We start from the raw sequence: 17,144 nt of genomic DNA on the forward strand, positions 1-17,144 counted from the left end.
CCCCCCTCCCCGCTCCGGGGCCGCCCGGGCAGGGTCCCGTGGACCCCCCCCATGACCGCCGCACCACCTCCCTGACACCCACGCCGCAACCGGCGTGCCACCGACCGGAGGAGAGCCGCCGTGTCCGAGTCCCCGCAGTCGTCCGCGTCCTCGCAGTCGTCCGTGACCCCGCAGTCCTCCGTGTCCCCGGGGTCGGTCGACCGCCCGGTCGTCCACCCCGTGGACGAGAGGCTTCCCGCCCTGAGAACGGCGACGAGCGGCCTCCAGCACGTGGCCGCCATGTACGCGGGGGTCGTCGCCCCGCCCCTGATCGTCGGCGCGGCCGTCGGCCTCACCGGCGCCGAGCTCACCTTCCTCACCGGCGCCTGTCTGTTCACCGCCGGTCTCGCCACCTTCCTCCAGACGCTCGGCGTGGGGAGGATCGGCGCCCGCCTTCCCTTCGTCAACGGCGTCACCTTCGCCGGCGTCGCCCCCATGACCGCGATCGCGGCCGCCACCGACGACAAGAGGGACGCGCTGCCCGTCATCTTCGGCGCGGTGATCGTCGCCGGCCTGCTGGGCTTCCTCGCCGCGCCCGTCTTCTGCAAGGCGGTCCGCTTCTTCCCGCCCGTCGTCACGGGGACCGTCATCACCCTGATCGGCGTCTCCCTGCTGCCCGTCGCGTTCGGCTGGGCGCAGGGCCCGGACCCCGCGGCGCACGACTACGGCTCGACGACGAACCTGGGCCTGGCGGCGGCGACGCTGGCGACGGTGCTGCTCCTGCGCCGGTTCGCCCACGGCTTCGTCAAGCAGATCGCCGTGCTGCTCGGCCTGGTCGCCGGCACCCTGATGGCGATACCCCTGGGCGTCACGGACTTCGGCCCGGTGGCGGACGCGGGCCTGGTCGGATTCCCCACGCCGTTCCACTTCGGCGCACCGCGCTTCCAGCTCGCGGCCATCGTGTCGATGTGCGTGGTGATGGTGGTCTCGATGACCGAGTCCACCGCGGACATGCTGGCCCTGGGCGAGATCGTCGAACGACCCGCGGACGAGCGGACCATCGCGGCGGGGCTGCGCGCCGACACCCTGGGCTCGGCCCTCAGCCCGGTCTTCAACGGCTTCATGTGCAGCGCCTTCGCCCAGAACATCGGGCTGGTCGCGATGACGCGGATCCGCAGCCGCTACGTCGTCGCCGCCGGCGGCGGCTTCCTGGTCCTGATGGGCCTGTGCCCGGCGGCCGCCTCGCTCATCGCGGTGGTGCCGCGGCCGGTTCTGGGCGGCGCCGGGATCGTCCTGTTCGGATCGGTCGCCGCCAGCGGCATTCAGACCCTCGCCCGGGCGGGCCTGGACCGGGACGACAACCTGCTGATCGTCGCCGTCTCGCTCGCCGTCGGCATCGTCCCCATCACCGCGCCCGGCTTCTACCACGCCTTCCCGCAGACGGCGCGGATCGTCCTGGACTCCGGGATCTCGACGGGCGCGCTGACGGCCGTGCTGCTCAACCTGGTCTTCCACCACGTGGGGGCGGGGAGCGACGCGGCGGAGGCGACCCACCCGATGGAGGCGGGCGAGGAGATCACCGGGGCGAACCGGGCCCCGGCCACGCCATGAGGTTCGCGAACAACTCGGCCTGTTCGACGGCGTCGTCGAGCGCGTGATGGGTGTGCGGGCGCTTCGGCAGCAGGTGTGCGGGCATCGTCCGCTTGGCCACCGCGCGCAGCGGCAGGCCCGACTTCGCGGCGTACAGCGTCTTCATGTCGAGGCAGCCGGAGTGCCCGAACGGGCTCCGGCCGGTGAAGCGGATCAGGTACCAGTACAGGAAGGTCCAGTCGAAGGAGGCGGGGTAGGCGCACATCACCGGCTGTGCGTCGCCGCTCACCTCGCCCACCCACCGGGTGAAGCGGGCCATGGCCAGGGCGGGGTCGAGCCCCTCCGTGGCCAGGCGCTCCCGGTCCAGGCCGCTCACGGCCAGCGCCTCGGGAACGAACGCGTCGCTGATCGGCCGCAGTTCACCGTAGAAGGTCTGCCGGGTGGGATCGGCCGCGGCGAACCCGTCGCCGTCCTGCCGGCCGGCGACCGCCGCACCCAGGCTGAGCAGCGAGTACGGGCCGGGTATCGGGCCGTCGGCCTCCACGTCGACGGAGATGTACAGCTGGGGTTTCACACGTCGTGCGGACATGGCCCGGATGATCGCAGCTTCCTGGCGCGCCCGGCATCCCCATTACGCCCGCGCCGGGGGGCCGTCAGAGACCGAACAGGGCGGGGTCGGTGGCGAGTTCCCGGAAGACGTCCTGCGGGGCGGCCACCATGCGGCGGGCCGTCAGGTCCAGCAGACCTCCGACGGCGGTGAGCTCGGCGGCGACCGTGCCGTCGGCCTTGGTGACGGTCTGCTCGATGTGGAACGTCTTGCCGCCGCTCCACTCGAAGACGCACGACACGTCGACCTCGTCCCCGGCGACGAGTTCGCGCCGGTAGCGGATGGTGGTCTCCAGGGCGACCGGGCCCACGCCCCTGCCGATCAGTTCGGCCTGGGTGATGCCCGCCGCCCGCAGGAGCGACCAGCGGGCGTGCTCCGCGTAGTTGATGTACACGCTCTGGTTGAGGTGCCCCTGCACGTCGGTCTCGTATCCGCGGACGGTGACCCGGACGGAAAACGGATCGCTCACTGTCTCCCCTTCTCGTCGACGCGCATCGATGGGCCGGAGCATCGACGGGCGTGAGCGTCGGTGCCCGGAGCGTCGATGCTCCGGGCACCGATCTTGGCACGTCCTTCACGTGCGGCGGGGGGAAGCCAGCAGATAGCGCGCTCTCGTGCGGGGCTCGGTGTGCTCGCCGACCTGCCAGCCCGCCTTCTCCAGGGTTGCCGCGCAGGCCCGCAGGGTCGCGTCGTCCGGCCCGTGCACGGCGACCGCCTCCGGCTGCGGGGTCGCCCGCACCCGGTAGCCGTCCCTCCCCCCGGGCCCGGCGGGGCGGTGGCCGGCCGCCTCGACGGCGAGGGCGGCGGCCCGCACGAGATGCGCGCGCTCCCAGCCGCAGGGCCGGTCCGTCCCCCCGTCCGGGTTGGTCATCCGGCGCAGTTCCAGCAGTCCCTGCCAGGCGCTGTGCACCTCGCGCAGCCGGGCGGGGCCGTCCGCCGCCGCCTCCTCGCCACCGACGCGCGCGGCGAACACGCCGTCGCCCGCGGCCGCCGCGGCCGTCGCGGGCGCGTCGGCCGCGGGGGCGCCGGGCGGGGGCCCGGGCGCGGCCTCCCGTACGCGGTGGCCCGCCGGCGTCAGGAAGTGGTCGTGCGGCGGCCGGGGGTGCCGGAACGCCAGCCCGTGCCGGACCAGGGCCGCGAGCTGCGCCTGCGTGCCCCTCAGCCGACCGGTGACGGGGTCGGCGGCGTCGATCACGCGCCGCTGCGCGGCGGTCGGCGGTCGTGTCACGGCGTGCTCCCTCCCGGCGTCGGGCCCGTCGGGCCCCTGCCCCCGTGCGTCCGAGGCTACGTCGCGGGACTGACATTCCAGGCGGCGATCACCGGGCGCCCGTGCTCCGTGCCCAGCCGGCACAGCGTGCCCGTCGCGAGCTGGAACAGCGCTCCCGCGGAGGGGGCCAGCCCGAGCCGGCGGGCGGTCAGCACCCGCAGGAAGTGCCCGTGCGCCACCAGCACCGCGCACTCCTCGGCGCCCGCGATCGCCGCGTCGACCGCGGCCAGCACCCGGTCGGCGCGTTCCCCGACCTGTTCGGGCGTCTCCCCGGGGTGCTCCGGCGGCCCCGGCGTCACCCCGTCGGTGAACAGGAACCAGTCCGGCCTGGTGCGCTGGATCTCGGCGGTCGTCACGCCCTCGTAGCCGCCGTAGTCCCATTCACGCAGGTCCTGATCGAGCCGGACCTCGCGCAGCCCGACCAGCTCCGCCGTCTCGCGCGCCCGTTGCAGCGGGCTGACGAACGCCGCCCCGATCCGGAGCGAGCCGATCAGCGGCGCGAGCGCGCGCGCCTGCGCGCGGCCGCGGTCGGTCAGCGGGACGTCCGTCGATCCGGTGTGCCGTCCGGAACGCGACCAGGAGGTCTCGCCGTGCCGGACGAGGAAGAGATCACCCATGGGGCACAGGCTGGCACAGCCGGCGGGCGCTACTGCCGGTACCCGCTGAGGAACCGGCCGATCCGCCCGATCGCCGCCTCCAGGTCCTCCGCGTGCGGGAGCGTCAGGATGCGGAAGTGGTCGGGGGCCGGCCAGTTGAAGCCGGTGCCCTGGACGACCTGGATCTTCTCCCGCAGCAGCAGGTCCAGGACGAACTTCTCGTCGTCGTGGATCCTGTGGACCTTGGGGTCGAGGCGGGGGAACGCGTACAGCGAGCCCTTCGGCTTCACGCAGGACACGCCGGGGATCTCGTTGAGCTTCTCCCAGGCCACGGTGCGCTGCTCGTGCAGGCGGCCGCCGGGCGCGGTCAGCTCGTGGATCGACTGGCGGCCGCCGAGCGCGGCCTGGATGGCGTACTGGGCGGGCGCGTTGGCGCACAACCGCATGGACGCCAGCATGGTCAGCCCCTCCAGGTAGCTCCTGGCGTGCTGTTTCGGGCCGGTGACCACCAGCCAGCCCGACCGGAAGCCGGCCACCCGGTAGGTCTTCGACAGGCCGCAGAAGGTCAGCACGACCAGGTCGGGGGCGAGCGCGGCGACCGAGTGGTGCACGGCGTCGTCGTACAGGATCTGGTCGTAGATCTCGTCGGCGAAGACCATCAGGCCGTGCCGGCGGGCGAGGTCGAGGATGCCTTCGAGGATCTCCTTGGGGTAGACCGCGCCGGTGGGGTTGTTCGGGTTGATGATCACGACGGCCTTGGTGCGGTCGGTGATCTTCGCCGCCATGTCGTCGAGGTCCGGGTACCACTCGGCCTGCTCGTCGCAGAGGTAGTGCACCGCCTTGCCGCCGGCGAGCGTGGTCACGGCCGTCCAGAGCGGGAAGTCGGGGGCCGGGATGAGGATCTCGTCGCCGTCCTCGACCAGCGCCTGCACGGCCATCGAGATCAGCTCGGAGATGCCGTTGCCGAGGAAGACGTCGTCGACGCCGACCTCCAGGCCCAGCGTCTGGTAGCGCCCGGCCACCGCCCGGCGGGCCGACAGGACGCCGCGCGAGTCGGTGTAGCCGTGCGCCCGGGGCAGCATCCGGATCATGTCCTGGAGGATCTCCTCCGGCGCCTCGAAGCCGAACAGCGCGGGGTTGCCGGTGTTCAGGCGCAGGACGCTGTGGCCCGCCGCCTCCAGCGCGTCGGCGTGTTCGATCACCGGACCGCGGATCTCGTAGCAGACCTCGCTCAGCTTGTTCGACTGCCGGAACTCCATGCGCGCTCGCCCCTCCGGTTGATGTGTTGCTTGGTTTTACCAAGTTCCAGCTTGGAAAGTCCAACGACATGTCTAGACTGCGTGCCATGTCACCGCGCCGAAGCTACGACCAGTACTGTTCCGCCGCCCGCGCCCTCGACGTCGTGGGCGACCGCTGGACCCTGCTGATCGTCCGGGAGCTGCTCGCCGGCCCGCGCCGCTACACCGATCTGCACGCCGACCTGCCCGGCGTGAGCACGGACGTCCTCGCCTCGCGGCTGAAGGACATGGAGCGCGACGGGCTGGCCACCCGGCGTCGGCTGCCCCCGCCCGGAGCGGCCTACGTGTACGAACTCACGGGGCGCGGAAGGGAGTTGCTGCCCGTGCTCCAGGCGCTGGGGGCGTGGGGCGAGGGCGAACTGGGCGAGCGGCGGCCCACCGACGCGCTGCGGGCGCACTGGTTCGCGCTGCCCCTGGCCCGGGGGCTGACCGGCGAGGGCCTCGTCGAAGTGCGCCTGGACGAGGGCGACTTCCATCTGTTCGTCGGCGCGCAGGACGGCCCGGTCTACGGCCACGGGCCCGCGCCCGTGGCGCCGGACGCCCGGCTCGACCTCGACACGGCCACCTGTACGGCCGTGGCCCAGGGGGTGCTGACGGTGCTCGACGCGGTGCGCTCCGGGCGGATCGCGGTGAGCGGGGACGGGCCGCTGGCCAAGGAGCTGCGGGACGTCTGAGCCCGGACGCGGCGAAGGGCCCGCCACCGCGGTGTGGCGGGCCCTCCGGCCTTCTCCCGTCGAAGTGCTGATGAGACGTCAGCTGTCTGTCAGGCCCCCGGTGGCACCTGGCGCGGCCGTCCCGATCCGCGCGTCAGCGTGTAGCCGCCGATGCCCGCGAGCGCGGCCAGCGCGGCGCCGACCGCGGTCCACACCCAGCGGTCGGACCACCAGCCCGACGACCAGCCGTCGTCGGGCTCGATGCTCGACAGGACGGCGGGCCCCGACGACCCGTCCTTGCCGTCCTTCCCGTCCCCGTCGTCCTGCCCGGCCTTCGAGCGGACCGCGACGCCGGGGACCAGCGGCTGCGCGAGCGAACCGTCCACGGCCGCGGCCCCGCCGATGTCCTTGGAGTCCACCCGCAGCGTGGCGTCGACCGGCAGGCCCAGGTCGCCCGCCGTGAGACCGAGGGCCGTCAGACGCACGTAGTACGTGCCCGGCAGCGGGTCGTTCGCCCACGGCTCCGACCAGGCGCGCACCGTGCGCAGCACGCAGGTCAGCTCGACGGAGGCCGCGCCCGCCGCCGCGGTGTGCGTCTGCGCGCCGTACTGGCAGGCCTGACGGCGCCGCAGCCCGTCGTAGACGTCGACCTGCCAGGTCTGCGCGGTGTGCGACTTCGGCAGCTTCACCGTCGCCTTCACCGTGGGGCGCTGACCGGTGTCGGCCGGGAACGACCAGTACAGGTAGTCGCCCGCGGAGCCGCTCGCCGTGGCCGTCCGTCCCTGGTCGATCTCCGTCGCCGTGCGGAACGACGTGCCCGCCTCGGTGGGTGCGGAGCCGTCGCCCGAGGGGCTCGCCGAGGGAGTGGCGTCGGCCGCGGCCGGCGCGACCGCCGGGCCGAGGGTCAGACCGAGCGCCAGTCCGAGCGCCGGGAGGGCGCCGCTCATCACCCGTGTGATCCGCATCAGTTGGTCCTCCAGACCGCGACCCGCCAGCGTGACAGCCAGCCCCACAGCACACCCGCCAGGAAGCCGAACAGCACCAGGGCGCCCAGCAGCCACCAGCCGCGCCCGAGGCCGAAGGCGGCCACGTCGCTCGCCGGCGAGGGACCGTCGACCACGTCCACGGTCAGCTCCAGCGGCAGGCCCGGCGTGGTCTTCACGCCCGCGGCCGCCGAGTAGGAGTTCGTCACCTGCACGCACACGGTCTCGGCGGGGGCGTCGTCGTCGCCGTCCGCCTTCGGGTAGCGCAGACCCGTCGAGACGACGTCGGTCCGGCCGTTGCCGGCCGCCTCGCCGCGCACGATCTCCCGCCCGTGCGTCGTGACCGCCCGCAGCAGCACCCCGTAGTCGGGATTCACCGCCCGGTCCGCCGCCACGCTCACCGAGGCGCGCAGCTCCTGGCCCGGCTCGACGTCGACCTTGTACCAGCGCTGCCGGCCGAACTCCTCGCGGTCGGTGTACAGACCCGACTTCAGCGTGGGCGCCGCGGCGCAGGAGGCCGCGCCCTCGGTGGCCACCGGCGTGACCACGGGGTCCGCGGCCCGGTCCACCAACTGGTTGACGCGGTCGGTGAGCTGGTCGGTGTGCTCGACCGAGGTGTAACTCCCGCCGGTCGCCTCGGCGATGCAGCTGAGCTGCCGGCGCATCTTGACGTTGGGGACCAGTCCGAGCGTGTCGATGGTCAGGCCGATGCCCTTGGCCGCGATCTCCCGGGCCACCTCGCAGGGGTCGAGCGGAGCGCAGGTGTCCTCGCCGTCGCTGATCAGCACGATCCGCTTGGAGCCGGAGCCGCCGTCGAGGTCGTCGGCCGCCTTCAGCAGCGCGGGGCCGATGGGCGTCCAGCCGGTGGGGGACAGGGTGGCCACCGCCGTCTTGGCCTCGGTGCGGTCCAGCGGGCCGACCGGGTAGAGCTGCGCGGTGTCCTTGCAGCCCGTCCTGCGGTCGTCGCCCGGGTAGTTCGCGCCCAGGGTGCGGATGCCGAGCAGGACGTTCTCCGGGGTCGCGTCCAGCACCTCGTTGAACGCCTGCTTGGCCGCGGCCATCCGCGTCCCGCCGTCCATGTCCTTCGTCCGCATCGAACCGCTGACGTCGAGGACCAGGTCGACCTTGGGCGCGGTGGCGGTGGTCTCGTCGGCGACCGCCCCGGCCGGGAAGGCTATCCCGGCCGTGAGCGCGGCGAGCAGGGCGCAGACGCCCGCCGCCAGCCGTTGTGTTCTGATCATCGGCGGATCCTATTGATCAGACACGGCCCGCCACAAAACGAGATCAGTTTCCGTCCCCGCGCAGCGGGTTGGGCAGCAGCGCCCACCGGTCCCCGGGCGCCCCCGGCGACAGGCGCATCAGCGTCAGCGCCTTCGCCGGCAGCGGCTCCCCGCACAGGGCCGCCAGGTCGGGGGTGCGCGGAAGGTCCCGCACGGCCGCCGCCAGGGCCGCTCCCAGGGCCGGGCCGTCGCCCGCCGTCCCCGCCAGCGCGCCGGCCACCAGGGATCCGAACAGCTTGCGCCGCAGCGCCGTCTCGTCGTCCGTGCGGATCCGGGCGGGCACGCCGTCCGGCAGCGCGACGCCGTGCCGGGCCAGCCGGGCCGGACTGACCCGGATGTCGGCCAGGTCGCGGTAGACCAGCCGCACGGGCGCGCCGGTCGCCGACAGCACGACCAGCAGGTTCTGCCCGTGCGCCTCCAGCGCCACGCCCAGTTCCAGCAGCCGCAGTCCCACGCCGAGCGCCAGTCGCGCGAACCGCGCGAGCCAGAGCGGGGAGCGGGGCAGCCCGGTCACGGCGAGGGCCGCGACCGGCACGACGTGCTCGCCCGGCGCCGCGTACACGTCCGGCGACTCGCGCAGCACCGCCGCCAGGTCGGGGGAGCGGGCGGTGGCCGCGCCCAGGCTGCGGGTCAGGTGCAACAGGCCGTCCGTGTGCGGCGTCAGGCTCTGCCCGAAGTCGGACAGGGCCGCCGAGGCGGCGACGGAACCGACGGAGATGTCCCGCACCGACGACGTCAGCCGGGTGCTCAGCGCCGTCTTGACGTGCGGGCCGCCGGGCAGGGCGAGCGTGCGCAGCGACATCAGCGGACGCGCCGTCACCCCTTGCGCGCAGGTCCGCTTGAGCACGTGCGCCGCCTGCCACGGATGCACCGGGATCAGCAGGCGCGTCCCGTCCCGCAGGTGCTCCGGCCAGTCGCCCGACACCAGGCACTCGTCGGCCGGCACGGGCAGCAGTCCGAGCCGCACCGCCGGCCCGTGCTCCGGCCCGTACGCCAGCTGCTCGGCGACCGAGAAGTCCGGCCGGGAACGGCAGTTGGGGTGGAACGGATGGCCGTCGACGACCCTCCGCTCCCACTCCCAGTCCCGCGCCGGCCACCGCCGCGGATCGGACGAGGGGGTGTCGAGGGGGGTGTCGAGGGGGTCCTGTCCGGCCCGGGACAGCGCCATGGAGGCGACGCTGTGGCCGAGTTCGGCGGCGAAGTCCGCACCGTGCGGCACGGCCAGCGCCGCCATCAGACGGGCGGGATCGTCGTACGCCGTTCGCTCCAGCCACACCCGCGTCACCCGGTCGGCGCTCGCGTACGGGTCCGAGCGCGGGCCGTGCAGCCGCCGGCCGTCGCGCAGCCGCAGCAGCAGCTCCCCCCGGTCCCCCTCCTCGCCGGCCCCGCCCCCCGGCTCGCGGTCCGCCTGCGCGCGGCCGGCGATCCAGGGCAGCGGCTCGTGGGCCAGCCCCCGCCACAGCCGGGTCAGCACGGCCGAGCGGGCTCCCGGCAGCGCGGCCGCGAACCGCGGACCGAGAGCGGGGCGCACGACGGCCAGCTCCTCGGCCAGCTCGGTCTCGGCGGTGGGGGGACGATGCACGGGTGGGCTCCTGGAGGTGCGGGTACGACGTCACGACAGGGGGCGTGACACAGCGATACTGATCTTCTCCGCCCGGAAGAACCGTAGGGAACCAGGGAACCAGTGGAACGCGTCGACCTCATCCCCCCGCCCGTCGTGGCCGCACCGCCCCCGGGGGACGCGCCGCGCGCCGTCGCCGCGGACGTCGCCGAGCGCGCCGACGCCCTCGCGACCGCGCCACTGCTCAACTGTCTGCTGCGGGAGATCGCCGAACCGCTGCCGCCGGACCTCCCGGGCGACGGCCGGTTCCGGCACCGGCTGCCCGGCGGCCGCCTGCTGCGGGTCCGCGGACGGCGCCGGCCCGCCGAGCCCGAGCTGTACGAGGCGGGCGCCTGGCGCCGCCTCGGCCACGCCGAGCTGGTGGAGCTGGTCGCCGGGACGCTGCGCCGGCACACCGGCGCGGCCAACCCCGCACTGCCCGCCGAGATGACCGACAGCAGGAACGTGGTCGCCGCCCTGCTCACCGCGCGCGCCGCGGCCGCCCCGCCGGCCGGCGGCTACCTGTGCTCCGAGCAGTCGCTCCTCACCGGCCACCCCCACCACCCCGCTCCCAAGGCGCGCGGCGGCGGACCGGCAGCGGGCTGGCTGCCCTACGCCCCCGAGGCGCACGCCCGGTTCCCGCTGGCCCTGCTCGGGGTGCGCGAGGACGCGGTCGTCGAGGAGGGGGACGTCTCGGCGCTGGACGCCCTCGGCGCGGCCCCGCCCGGCTACCGGCTGCTGCCCGCCCACCCCTGGCAGCTCGACCTGGCCGCACCGCGGCTCGCGTCCGCCTTCGCCGACGGCCGCCTGGTCCGGCTCGGCACGACCGGCTTCGCGGCCTGGCCGACGGCGGCCGTGCGCACGGTGTACGCGCCCGAGCGGGATCTGTGCCTGAAGTTCAGTCTGGACGTGCGCATCACCAACGACGTCCGCCGGCTCTGGCGCCACGACCTGCTGCGGCTGCGCCGGACCGACGCGGCCGCCTCGCGTGCCTTCGCGGCCCTCGACGGCCCGGCGGCCTGGCTGAGCGACCGCGGCTACCGCACCGCGGCCTTCGCCTTCGAGGAACTGGCCGTGCTGGTCCGCGACGGCTTCGACGGCCGCCTGGCGTCCGGCGCGACCCCGCTGCTCGCCGCGGGGCTCGTGGAGGGGTTCGACGGCAGTCCGCTCGACGCGGTCCGGGATCCGGCCGCCTGGTGGGAGGCGTACCTGCGGGCCGTCGTGCCGCCCGCCCTCGCGGTCTTCGCCGACCACGGCGTCGTCCTGGAGGCCCACCTGCAGAACACCCTGATCGCCGTGGACGCCGACGGCATGCCCGTGCAGGCGCTGTTCCGGGACGCCGAGGGCGTCAAACTGCTGCCGGACGTGACACGGGCGGCCGGCTGGGAACGGCTGGTGTACTGCCTGGTCGTGAACCACCTGTGGGAGGTGGCCGAGGCGCTGGCCGAGCGGGCGCCCGGGTTCGACCCGTGGCCCGCTGCGCGCCGGGAGCTGGCCCGCCACGACCTCCCCGAGATCCCCGGCCTGCTGGCCTCGCCGACCGTGCCCGGCAAGACGAACCTGCTGCTGCGGTGGACGGGCGCGGACGGCGCCGACGCCCGCTACCTGCCGCTGCCCAGCCCGCTCGCCCTGCCCTGACCGGTGCGGTCTCAGGAGGCCGGGCTGCCCGCGATCCACTCGCTCCACGGCATGTTCCAGTCGCTGAGACCGTTGTCCGGGGCCAGCCGGCTCTTGTCCGAGGAGTTCTTGACGATCACGACGTCGCCGACCATCGAGTGCTGGAAGAACCAGGCCGCGGGCTGCCCGGCGTCGCCGCCGCCGCGGACGTCCTTCAGGCCGACGCAGCCGTGGCTGGTGTTGACCTTGCCGAAGACCGCGTCGGTGCCCCAGTAGTTGCCGTGGATGAACGTGCCCGAGTCGGTCAGGCGCATGGCGTGCGGCACGGCCTCGATGTCGTAGGAGGGCTTGCCGTTCTTCTCCGTGAGGCCGACGCTCGCCCCGTTCATGTGGGTCTGCCGGAACTTCTCGGAGATCACCATCCGGCCGTTGTAGGTCGGGTGCTCGCGGCTGCCCGACGAGATCGGGACGGTCCGGATCGTCCTGCCGTCGCGGACGACGGTCATCAGCTTGGTCTTCGCGTCCACGGTGCTGATCTGGCTGCGGCCGACGGTGAACGTGACCGTCTTGCGGACGCCCTGGTGGGTGAGCGTGACGGTGACGGTGGAGCCGGCCTTCCAGTAGGTCTCGGGGCGGAAGTCCAGGCGGTGGTCGTTCAGCCAGTGGCCGACGACCTGCTGACCGCTGCTGGAGCCGACCTGGATCTCCGACTGCACGGCGGCCTTGTCGGAGACCGCGTAGTCGAAGTCGACCCGCACCGGCATGGCCACGCCGACGGTCGAGCCGTCCATGGGGGAGACGTGCCCGATGAAGTCGTTGGCGGGGGAGACCGTGCTCAGCGTCGCGTAGGCGGTGGTGGAACGGCCTTCGGCGTCCGCGGCCTCCGCGGCGATCTGGTACTTCGTGGCGCGCGCCAGCGGACCGTGCGGCGTCCACGAGGCGCGGTCGGCCGAGATGACGCCGCGGACCTCGGTTCCGCTCGCGACGGCGGTCATGGTCACCTTGGTGAGCTTGCCGTGGCTGACGGCGACGCCGACCGGGCCGTCGGTCGGCACGCCGTGGACGACCTGGCCGGGTGTGAACCGTATGCGGGCCTCGGACGCCTTCTGGGGAGCCGCCGGGTCCTTCGTGCTCGCCGGGTTCGCCGGGTTCGTCCGCGTGTGCGACGCCGGGTGGGTGCCGGAGTCGCCGCCCGCGGCGACCGCGACGCCCGCGCCGCCGAGGGCCGTGACCGCGAGTACGCCGCCGAGTACGCCCGCCGTAGCCGTGAGCCCGGTGTGTCGTTTACGCAGCGTCATAAGGTATGTCTCCCGTGTCACTTTCCGTGTGTCCCCGGCGCTTGTCGCAGAGGAGGGCATGCGTTCTCAAGAACCACTTATAGGCAGCCCTATGTTCATAAATGGGCAAATTGTGGTGAAGGACACCCGTGGGGGAGCGGGCCGGCGGGGCGACCTTCGGCGGCCGTCAGGGCCGGTCACTATGCTCGCGTCATGATGAGGACGGTCACCGCAACCCGCTATGTGGAGCCCTTGCGCTCGGGCGGCTCCGTGCCCGCCGTCGTCGAGGCGGACGACCTCGGCACCTACGTCGTGAAGTTCACCGGTTCCGCGCAGGGCCGCAAGGCGCTGGTCGCCGAGGTGATCGTCGGCGAGCTGGCCCGCGCCCTCGGTCTGCGGTTCCCCGAGCTGGTGTTCGTGCACTTCGACCCGGCCGTCGCCGACGACGAGCCCCACCAGGAGGTGCGCGACCTGCACGGCGCGAGCGCGGGCCTCAACCTCGGCATGGACTTCCTGCCGGGCGCCAAGGACTTCACCCCGGACGTGGCCGCCGTCTTCCCCGTGGACCCGCTGGAGGCCGGGCGGATCGTCTGGCTCGACGCCCTGACGGTGAACGTGGACCGCACGGTCCACAGCTCGAACCTGATGGTCTGGCCCACGTTCGGGACCGCGCCCCCGCGGCTGTGGCTGATCGACCACGGCGCGGCCCTCGTCTTCCACCACCGCTGGGACACGACCGCACCCGGCAAGTCCTACGACTTCCGGCACCACGCCCTCGGCGCGTACGCGCCCGACGTGCGGGCCGCCGACGCGGAACTGGCCGGCCGGGTGACGCGCGGTCTCCTGCGGGAGATCACGGCCGTGGTCCCCGACGCCTGGCTGGCGGACGAGGAGGGCTTCGCGGGCCCCGACGACGTCCGCCGGGCGTACGTCGACCACCTGCACGCGCGCGTGCAGGCCTCCGCGGCCTGGCTGCCCACCGACTTCCCCACCCGGGACGAGCTCGCCGCCGAGGAGGCCGTCCGGGCGGCGAGGACGCGGCGAGACCGGCCGGACTGGCTCAAGCGGGTCCCCGACCTGCACGGCAAGCCGGCCGCGGAACAGGACTGGTCGGTGCATCTGGGATGAGCGACACACGACGCGTCGAGATCGAGTACTGCACCCGGTGCCGCTGGCTGCCGCGCGCCGCCTGGCTGGCGCAGGAGCTGCTCACGACGTTCGAGTCCGAACTGAGCGAGCTGTCCCTGCGGCCGGGCACGGGAGGCGTCTTCGTCGTCCGGGTCGGCGACGAAGTGGTCTGGGACCGCCGCGAGCAGGGCTTCCCGGAGCCGACGGCCGTGAAACAGGCCGTACGCGACCGAGTGGCCCCGGGCAGGTCCCTGGGCCACTCGGACGGTCCCGGCGCCTGACGCCGGTGCGGTTCAGCCCCTGAGCTGCTCGTAGGCCGGCAGCGTGAGGAAGTCCGCGTAGTCCTCGTCGAGGGCGACCGTCAGCAGCAGGTCGTGGGCCTGCTGCCAGTGGCCGGCCGTGAAGTCCGCCTCGCCGACCTCCTCGCGGATCGCGGCCAGTTCCCGGGCGGCGACCTCGCGGGCCAGCTCCGGAGTGGCCCTGACCGTCTCTCCCTCGTGCGTGAACTCGACCCCCGCGTTGATCCACTGCCAGATCTGTGAACGGGAGATCTCGGCGGTCGCCGCGTCCTCCATGAGGTTGAAGATGGCGACCGCGCCCAGGCCGCGCAGCCAGGCCTCGATGTACCGGATGCCCACCTGCACGGCGTTGACCAGGCCCGCGTAGGTCGGCCGCGCGTCGAGGGAGTCGACGGCGATCAGGTCGGCCGCCTCGACGTGGACGTCCTCGCGCAGCCGGTCCTTCTGGTGGGGCCGGTCGCCGAGGACCTTGTCGAAGGACTCCATGGCGATCGGCACCAGGTCGGGGTGGGCCACCCACGAGCCGTCGAACCCGTCGGCCGCCTCACGGTCCTTGTCGGCGCGGACCTTCTCGAAGGCGACCTTGTTGACCTCGGCGTCCCGGCGCGAGGGGATGAAGGCCGCCATGCCGCCGATCGCGTGCGCACCGCGCTTGTGGCAGGTGCGCACGAGCAGTTCGGTGTACGCGCGCATGAACGGCGCGGTCATGGTGACCGCGTTGCGGTCCGGGAGGACGAACTTCGCCCCGCCGTCCCGGAAGTTCTTCACGATGGAGAACAGGTAGTCCCAGCGGCCCGCGTTCAACCCCGAGGCGTGGTCGCGGAGTTCGTAGAGGATCTCCTCCATCTCGTAGGCGGCCGTGATCGTCTCGATGAGAACGGTGGCGCGCACCGTGCCCTGCGGGATGCCGAGGTGGTCCTGCGCGAAGACGAACACGTCGTTCCAGAGGCGGGCCTCGAGGTGCGACTCGGTCTTCGGCAGGTAGAAGTAGGGGCCCCTGCCCCGATCCAGCAGCCGCCGCGCGTTGTGGAAGAAGTACAGGCCGAAGTCGACGAAGGCGCCCGGGACCTGGACTCCGTCCGCGTCGACGAGGTGCCGCTCGTTCAGATGCCAGCCGCGCGGCCGCACGACCACCGTGGCGAGCTCGCCCTCGTCCTTCAGGGCATAGGACTTGCCGGACGCCGGGTCGGTGAAGTCGATGTTCCGGCTGTAGGCGTCGGCCAGGTTGAGCTGACCGGTGACGACGTTCTCCCAGGTCGGCGCCGAGGCGTCCTCGAAGTCGGCCAGCCAGACCCGGGCGCCCGAGTTGAGGGCGTTGATCGTCATCTTGCGGTCGGTCGGGCCGGTGATCTCGACCCGGCGGTCGTTCAGGGCCGCGGGGGCCGGGGCGACCCGCCAGGAGTCGTCCGCGCGGATCGCGGCGGTCTCCGGGAGGAAGTCGAGCGAGCAGGTGCGGGCGATCTCGGCACGCCGCCGCGCCCGCCGGGCCAGGAGCTGGTCGCGGCGCGGGGTGAACCGCCGGTGCAGCTCGGCCACGAAGGCGAGCGCCGCCTCGGTGAGGACCTCCTCCTGCCGGGGCAGGGGCTCGGCGTCGACGATGGCCAGCGGGGACGGCGCTGGTGCGGACATGAGCGGTCACTTCCTTCAGGCGTGGCACCGGGTGCCAGTCGAACCGGGTACGGCGGGCGGGGTCCTGGGCGGGACCGGACCCTTCTGAACAGTGGATACTAGTTTCCTCATCGTGGAAGTTCAATGGTTTGTTGATGTCGAGAATCTCCGGAGCGAGACAGCGTGGCGCTCGGTGCCGACGGCCTCACTCGAGGTGCACGAGGTCGTCGGGCGTGTCGATGTCGAACGGCCGGGCCACGTCCCCGCACTCGACGAGCGTGATCGCCCGTGCGTGCTCCTTCAGGTAGGCGCGTGCCCCGCGGTCGCCGGACGCGGTCGCCGCCACGCCCGCCCAGTGGTCGGCCCCCAGCAGGACGGGGTGGCCGCGCACGCCGTCGTACACGGCCGAGACCAGCGCGGAGCCGCCCCCTCCGGCGGCGAGCACCCGGGCCACCGCCTCCGCGCCGATCCCCGGCTGGTCGACGAGAGAGACCAGCGCGGCCCGCGCCCCCGTCCCCGCGAGCGAACCGAGCCCGGCCCGCAGCGACGTGCCCATGCCCGACTCCCACTCCGGGTTCGTCACGATCACGCACCCGTCGAGCCGCGCCCGCTCCCGCACGACGTCGGCGTCCGCCCCCAGCACCACGTGCACACGAGCGCATCCCCCCGCGCGCAGCACCCCCACCGCGTGCTCCACCAGCGGCCGCCCGCGATGGGGGAGCAGTGCCTTCGGCCGCCCGCCCAGGCGTCGGCCCCCGCCCGCGGCGAGCAGCAGCCCCACGACCCGGTCCTCGCCCCGCGCTTCCCTGTCCGTCATGCGTCCTGCATACCTGACGGGACGTCGGCCGCGCGGACTCACGGGGCTGAATTTCGGTACGCGCTGTGGCGCGCCCGGCGCCGGGTGGCGTTTACTGACCCGCGCGTCCTCCGGCGCCGGCCGCCGTCACCGGGGCGCGGGGCGGGCGGACGCGGACGTCCACGCGCGCGCACGCGTGCGCGCGAGGGGGGAGCTGTGTTGCGGATCTCGGGGCAGAGGGCAGTGACCGGCGGCGACGAGGATCAGAGGGTGGCGGAACTGCGGACCGCGGTGTCACGGCTGCGCCGCGACCTCGCCGCGTTGCGGGGCGAGTTCCCCGACCGGGGCATCGCCGAGGACGAGCTCGCCGCACTCGCCGCGATGGCGGCCCACGGCGTCCCGGAGGTCCCCCGGTTACGGCGCTCGCTGCTCGTCGTCGCGGGGGCCGTCGGCTCGGTGAGCGCGCTGGCCGCGAGCCTGTCGGACGTGCGCACGGCGGTGGAACGCTTCGGGAAGCCGCCCCGCCGCTGAGCCGTCCGGCCGCCGAGCCCCCGGGGGGGGGGGGG

At 73.8% G+C, this 17,144-nt stretch carries 17 protein-coding genes; 6 read left to right on the forward strand and 11 right to left on the reverse strand.

Annotation, left to right across the window (positions count from 1 at the left end; translation table 11 throughout):
• Positions 1-162: 162 nt before the first annotated feature.
• Entirely contained in the window at positions 163-1,590 is a 1,428-nt protein-coding gene (locus tag KMS84_RS32815; RefSeq protein WP_438819012.1) for a nucleobase:cation symporter-2 family protein, read from the forward strand.
• Here the strand turns inward: KMS84_RS32815 and KMS84_RS32820 are convergent.
• From KMS84_RS32820 to KMS84_RS32840, 5 genes are all read right to left on the reverse strand, one after another.
• The gene (locus KMS84_RS32820) at positions 1,556-2,158 is read right to left on the reverse strand and encodes a 3'-5' exonuclease (protein ID WP_256920155.1); all 603 of its coding nucleotides are present in this window, start codon (positions 2,156-2,158) and stop codon (positions 1,556-1,558) included. The genes KMS84_RS32815 and KMS84_RS32820 overlap by 35 nt on opposite strands.
• 64 nt (positions 2,159-2,222) lie before the next feature.
• Complete coding sequence (locus KMS84_RS32825; RefSeq protein WP_256920156.1) at positions 2,223-2,645, reverse strand: acyl-CoA thioesterase; 423 nt, start codon at positions 2,643-2,645, stop codon at positions 2,223-2,225.
• Between the two features lie 105 nt (positions 2,646-2,750).
• On the reverse strand, positions 2,751-3,404 hold the full coding sequence (locus KMS84_RS32830; protein WP_256920157.1) for a hypothetical protein: 654 nt from the start codon (positions 3,402-3,404) through the stop codon (positions 2,751-2,753).
• A 56-nt stretch (positions 3,405-3,460) separates the two neighbouring features.
• Entirely contained in the window at positions 3,461-4,060 is a 600-nt protein-coding gene (locus tag KMS84_RS32835; protein WP_256920158.1) for a histidine phosphatase family protein, read from the reverse strand.
• A 29-nt stretch (positions 4,061-4,089) separates the two neighbouring features.
• Complete coding sequence (locus KMS84_RS32840; protein WP_256920159.1) at positions 4,090-5,298, reverse strand: pyridoxal phosphate-dependent aminotransferase; 1,209 nt, start codon at positions 5,296-5,298, stop codon at positions 4,090-4,092.
• An 86-nt stretch (positions 5,299-5,384) separates the two neighbouring features.
• On the opposite strand from KMS84_RS32840, the gene KMS84_RS32845 reads away from it, so the two are divergent.
• Positions 5,385-6,011 (forward strand): winged helix-turn-helix transcriptional regulator, encoded by a 627-nt coding sequence (locus KMS84_RS32845; protein WP_256920160.1) that lies wholly within the window; start codon positions 5,385-5,387, stop codon positions 6,009-6,011.
• 89 nt (positions 6,012-6,100) lie between these two features.
• On the opposite strand, the gene KMS84_RS32850 is transcribed toward KMS84_RS32845, so the two are convergent.
• The 3 genes from KMS84_RS32850 to KMS84_RS32860 are packed head-to-tail and all read right to left on the reverse strand — an operon-like array spanning position 6,101 to position 9,835.
• Positions 6,101-6,955: a hypothetical protein gene (locus KMS84_RS32850; RefSeq protein WP_256920161.1), complete on the reverse strand. Its 855-nt coding sequence runs from the start codon at positions 6,953-6,955 to the stop codon at positions 6,101-6,103.
• Complete coding sequence (locus KMS84_RS32855) at positions 6,955-8,214, reverse strand: VWA domain-containing protein (RefSeq protein ID WP_256920162.1); 1,260 nt, start codon at positions 8,212-8,214, stop codon at positions 6,955-6,957. The genes KMS84_RS32850 and KMS84_RS32855 overlap by 1 nt, the downstream gene beginning before the upstream one ends.
• A 43-nt stretch (positions 8,215-8,257) precedes the next feature.
• Positions 8,258-9,835, reverse strand: a complete 1,578-nt coding sequence (locus tag KMS84_RS32860) for an IucA/IucC family protein (protein WP_256920163.1) — start codon at positions 9,833-9,835, stop codon at positions 8,258-8,260.
• A 102-nt stretch (positions 9,836-9,937) separates the two neighbouring features.
• Between KMS84_RS32860 and KMS84_RS32865 the strand changes: the two genes are divergently transcribed.
• Entirely contained in the window at positions 9,938-11,491 is a 1,554-nt protein-coding gene (locus tag KMS84_RS32865; protein ID WP_438819011.1) for an IucA/IucC family protein, read from the forward strand.
• An 11-nt stretch (positions 11,492-11,502) separates the two neighbouring features.
• Here the strand turns inward: KMS84_RS32865 and KMS84_RS32870 are convergent, their stop codons facing one another.
• Positions 11,503-12,768 (reverse strand): L,D-transpeptidase, encoded by a 1,266-nt coding sequence (locus KMS84_RS32870; protein WP_256920164.1) that lies wholly within the window; start codon positions 12,766-12,768, stop codon positions 11,503-11,505.
• Positions 12,769-12,960: 192 nt separating this feature from the next.
• Here KMS84_RS32870 and KMS84_RS32875 point away from each other — a divergent pair, with 192 nt between their 5' ends.
• Both KMS84_RS32875 and KMS84_RS32880 read left to right on the forward strand, forming a co-directional pair.
• Positions 12,961-13,875, forward strand: a complete 915-nt coding sequence (locus tag KMS84_RS32875; protein ID WP_256920165.1) for a HipA family kinase — start codon at positions 12,961-12,963, stop codon at positions 13,873-13,875.
• Complete coding sequence (locus tag KMS84_RS32880; RefSeq protein ID WP_256920166.1) at positions 13,872-14,156, forward strand: Rdx family protein; 285 nt, start codon at positions 13,872-13,874, stop codon at positions 14,154-14,156. The genes KMS84_RS32875 and KMS84_RS32880 overlap by 4 nt, the downstream gene beginning before the upstream one ends.
• A gap of 12 nt (positions 14,157-14,168) precedes the next feature.
• On the opposite strand, the gene aceB is transcribed toward KMS84_RS32880, so the two are convergent.
• Positions 14,169-15,803, reverse strand: a complete 1,635-nt coding sequence (gene aceB, locus KMS84_RS32885; RefSeq protein WP_256920167.1) for a malate synthase A — start codon at positions 15,801-15,803, stop codon at positions 14,169-14,171.
• A gap of 184 nt (positions 15,804-15,987) precedes the next feature.
• Positions 15,988-16,599, reverse strand: coding sequence for a nucleotidyltransferase family protein (locus KMS84_RS32890; protein WP_256920168.1), 612 nt, complete (start codon positions 16,597-16,599; stop codon positions 15,988-15,990).
• A gap of 195 nt (positions 16,600-16,794) precedes the next feature.
• Here KMS84_RS32890 and KMS84_RS32895 point away from each other — a divergent pair, with 195 nt between their 5' ends.
• Entirely contained in the window at positions 16,795-17,109 is a 315-nt protein-coding gene (locus KMS84_RS32895) for a DUF5955 family protein (protein ID WP_256920169.1), read from the forward strand.
• Positions 17,110-17,144 lie beyond the last annotated feature (35 nt).

Source organism: Streptomyces hilarionis (genome assembly GCF_024539675.1).
Taxonomy (GTDB): domain Bacteria; phylum Actinomycetota; class Actinomycetes; order Streptomycetales; family Streptomycetaceae; genus Streptomyces; species Streptomyces hilarionis.

What these genes read in the sequence shown, in the direction of transcription:
- KMS84_RS32835 (WP_256920158.1), bottom strand. Translation starts at nt 4,060, where the DNA reads ATGGGTGATCTCTTCCTCGTCCGGCACGGCGAGACCTCCTGGTCGCGT.
- KMS84_RS32855 (WP_256920162.1), bottom strand. Translation starts at nt 8,214, where the DNA reads ATGATCAGAACACAACGGCTGGCGGCGGGCGTCTGCGCCCTGCTCGCC.
- KMS84_RS32890 (WP_256920168.1), bottom strand. Translation starts at nt 16,599, where the DNA reads ATGACGGACAGGGAAGCGCGGGGCGAGGACCGGGTCGTGGGGCTGCTG.
- KMS84_RS32875 (WP_256920165.1), top strand. Translation starts at nt 12,961, where the DNA reads ATGATGAGGACGGTCACCGCAACCCGCTATGTGGAGCCCTTGCGCTCG.
- KMS84_RS32845 (WP_256920160.1), top strand. Translation starts at nt 5,385, where the DNA reads ATGTCACCGCGCCGAAGCTACGACCAGTACTGTTCCGCCGCCCGCGCC.
- KMS84_RS32850 (WP_256920161.1), bottom strand. Translation starts at nt 6,955, where the DNA reads ATGCGGATCACACGGGTGATGAGCGGCGCCCTCCCGGCGCTCGGACTG.
- KMS84_RS32880 (WP_256920166.1), top strand. Translation starts at nt 13,872, where the DNA reads ATGAGCGACACACGACGCGTCGAGATCGAGTACTGCACCCGGTGCCGC.
- KMS84_RS32870 (WP_256920164.1), bottom strand. Translation starts at nt 12,768, where the DNA reads ATGACGCTGCGTAAACGACACACCGGGCTCACGGCTACGGCGGGCGTA.
- aceB (WP_256920167.1), bottom strand. Translation starts at nt 15,803, where the DNA reads ATGTCCGCACCAGCGCCGTCCCCGCTGGCCATCGTCGACGCCGAGCCC.
- KMS84_RS32820 (WP_256920155.1), bottom strand. Translation starts at nt 2,158, where the DNA reads ATGTCCGCACGACGTGTGAAACCCCAGCTGTACATCTCCGTCGACGTG.
- KMS84_RS32840 (WP_256920159.1), bottom strand. Translation starts at nt 5,298, where the DNA reads ATGGAGTTCCGGCAGTCGAACAAGCTGAGCGAGGTCTGCTACGAGATC.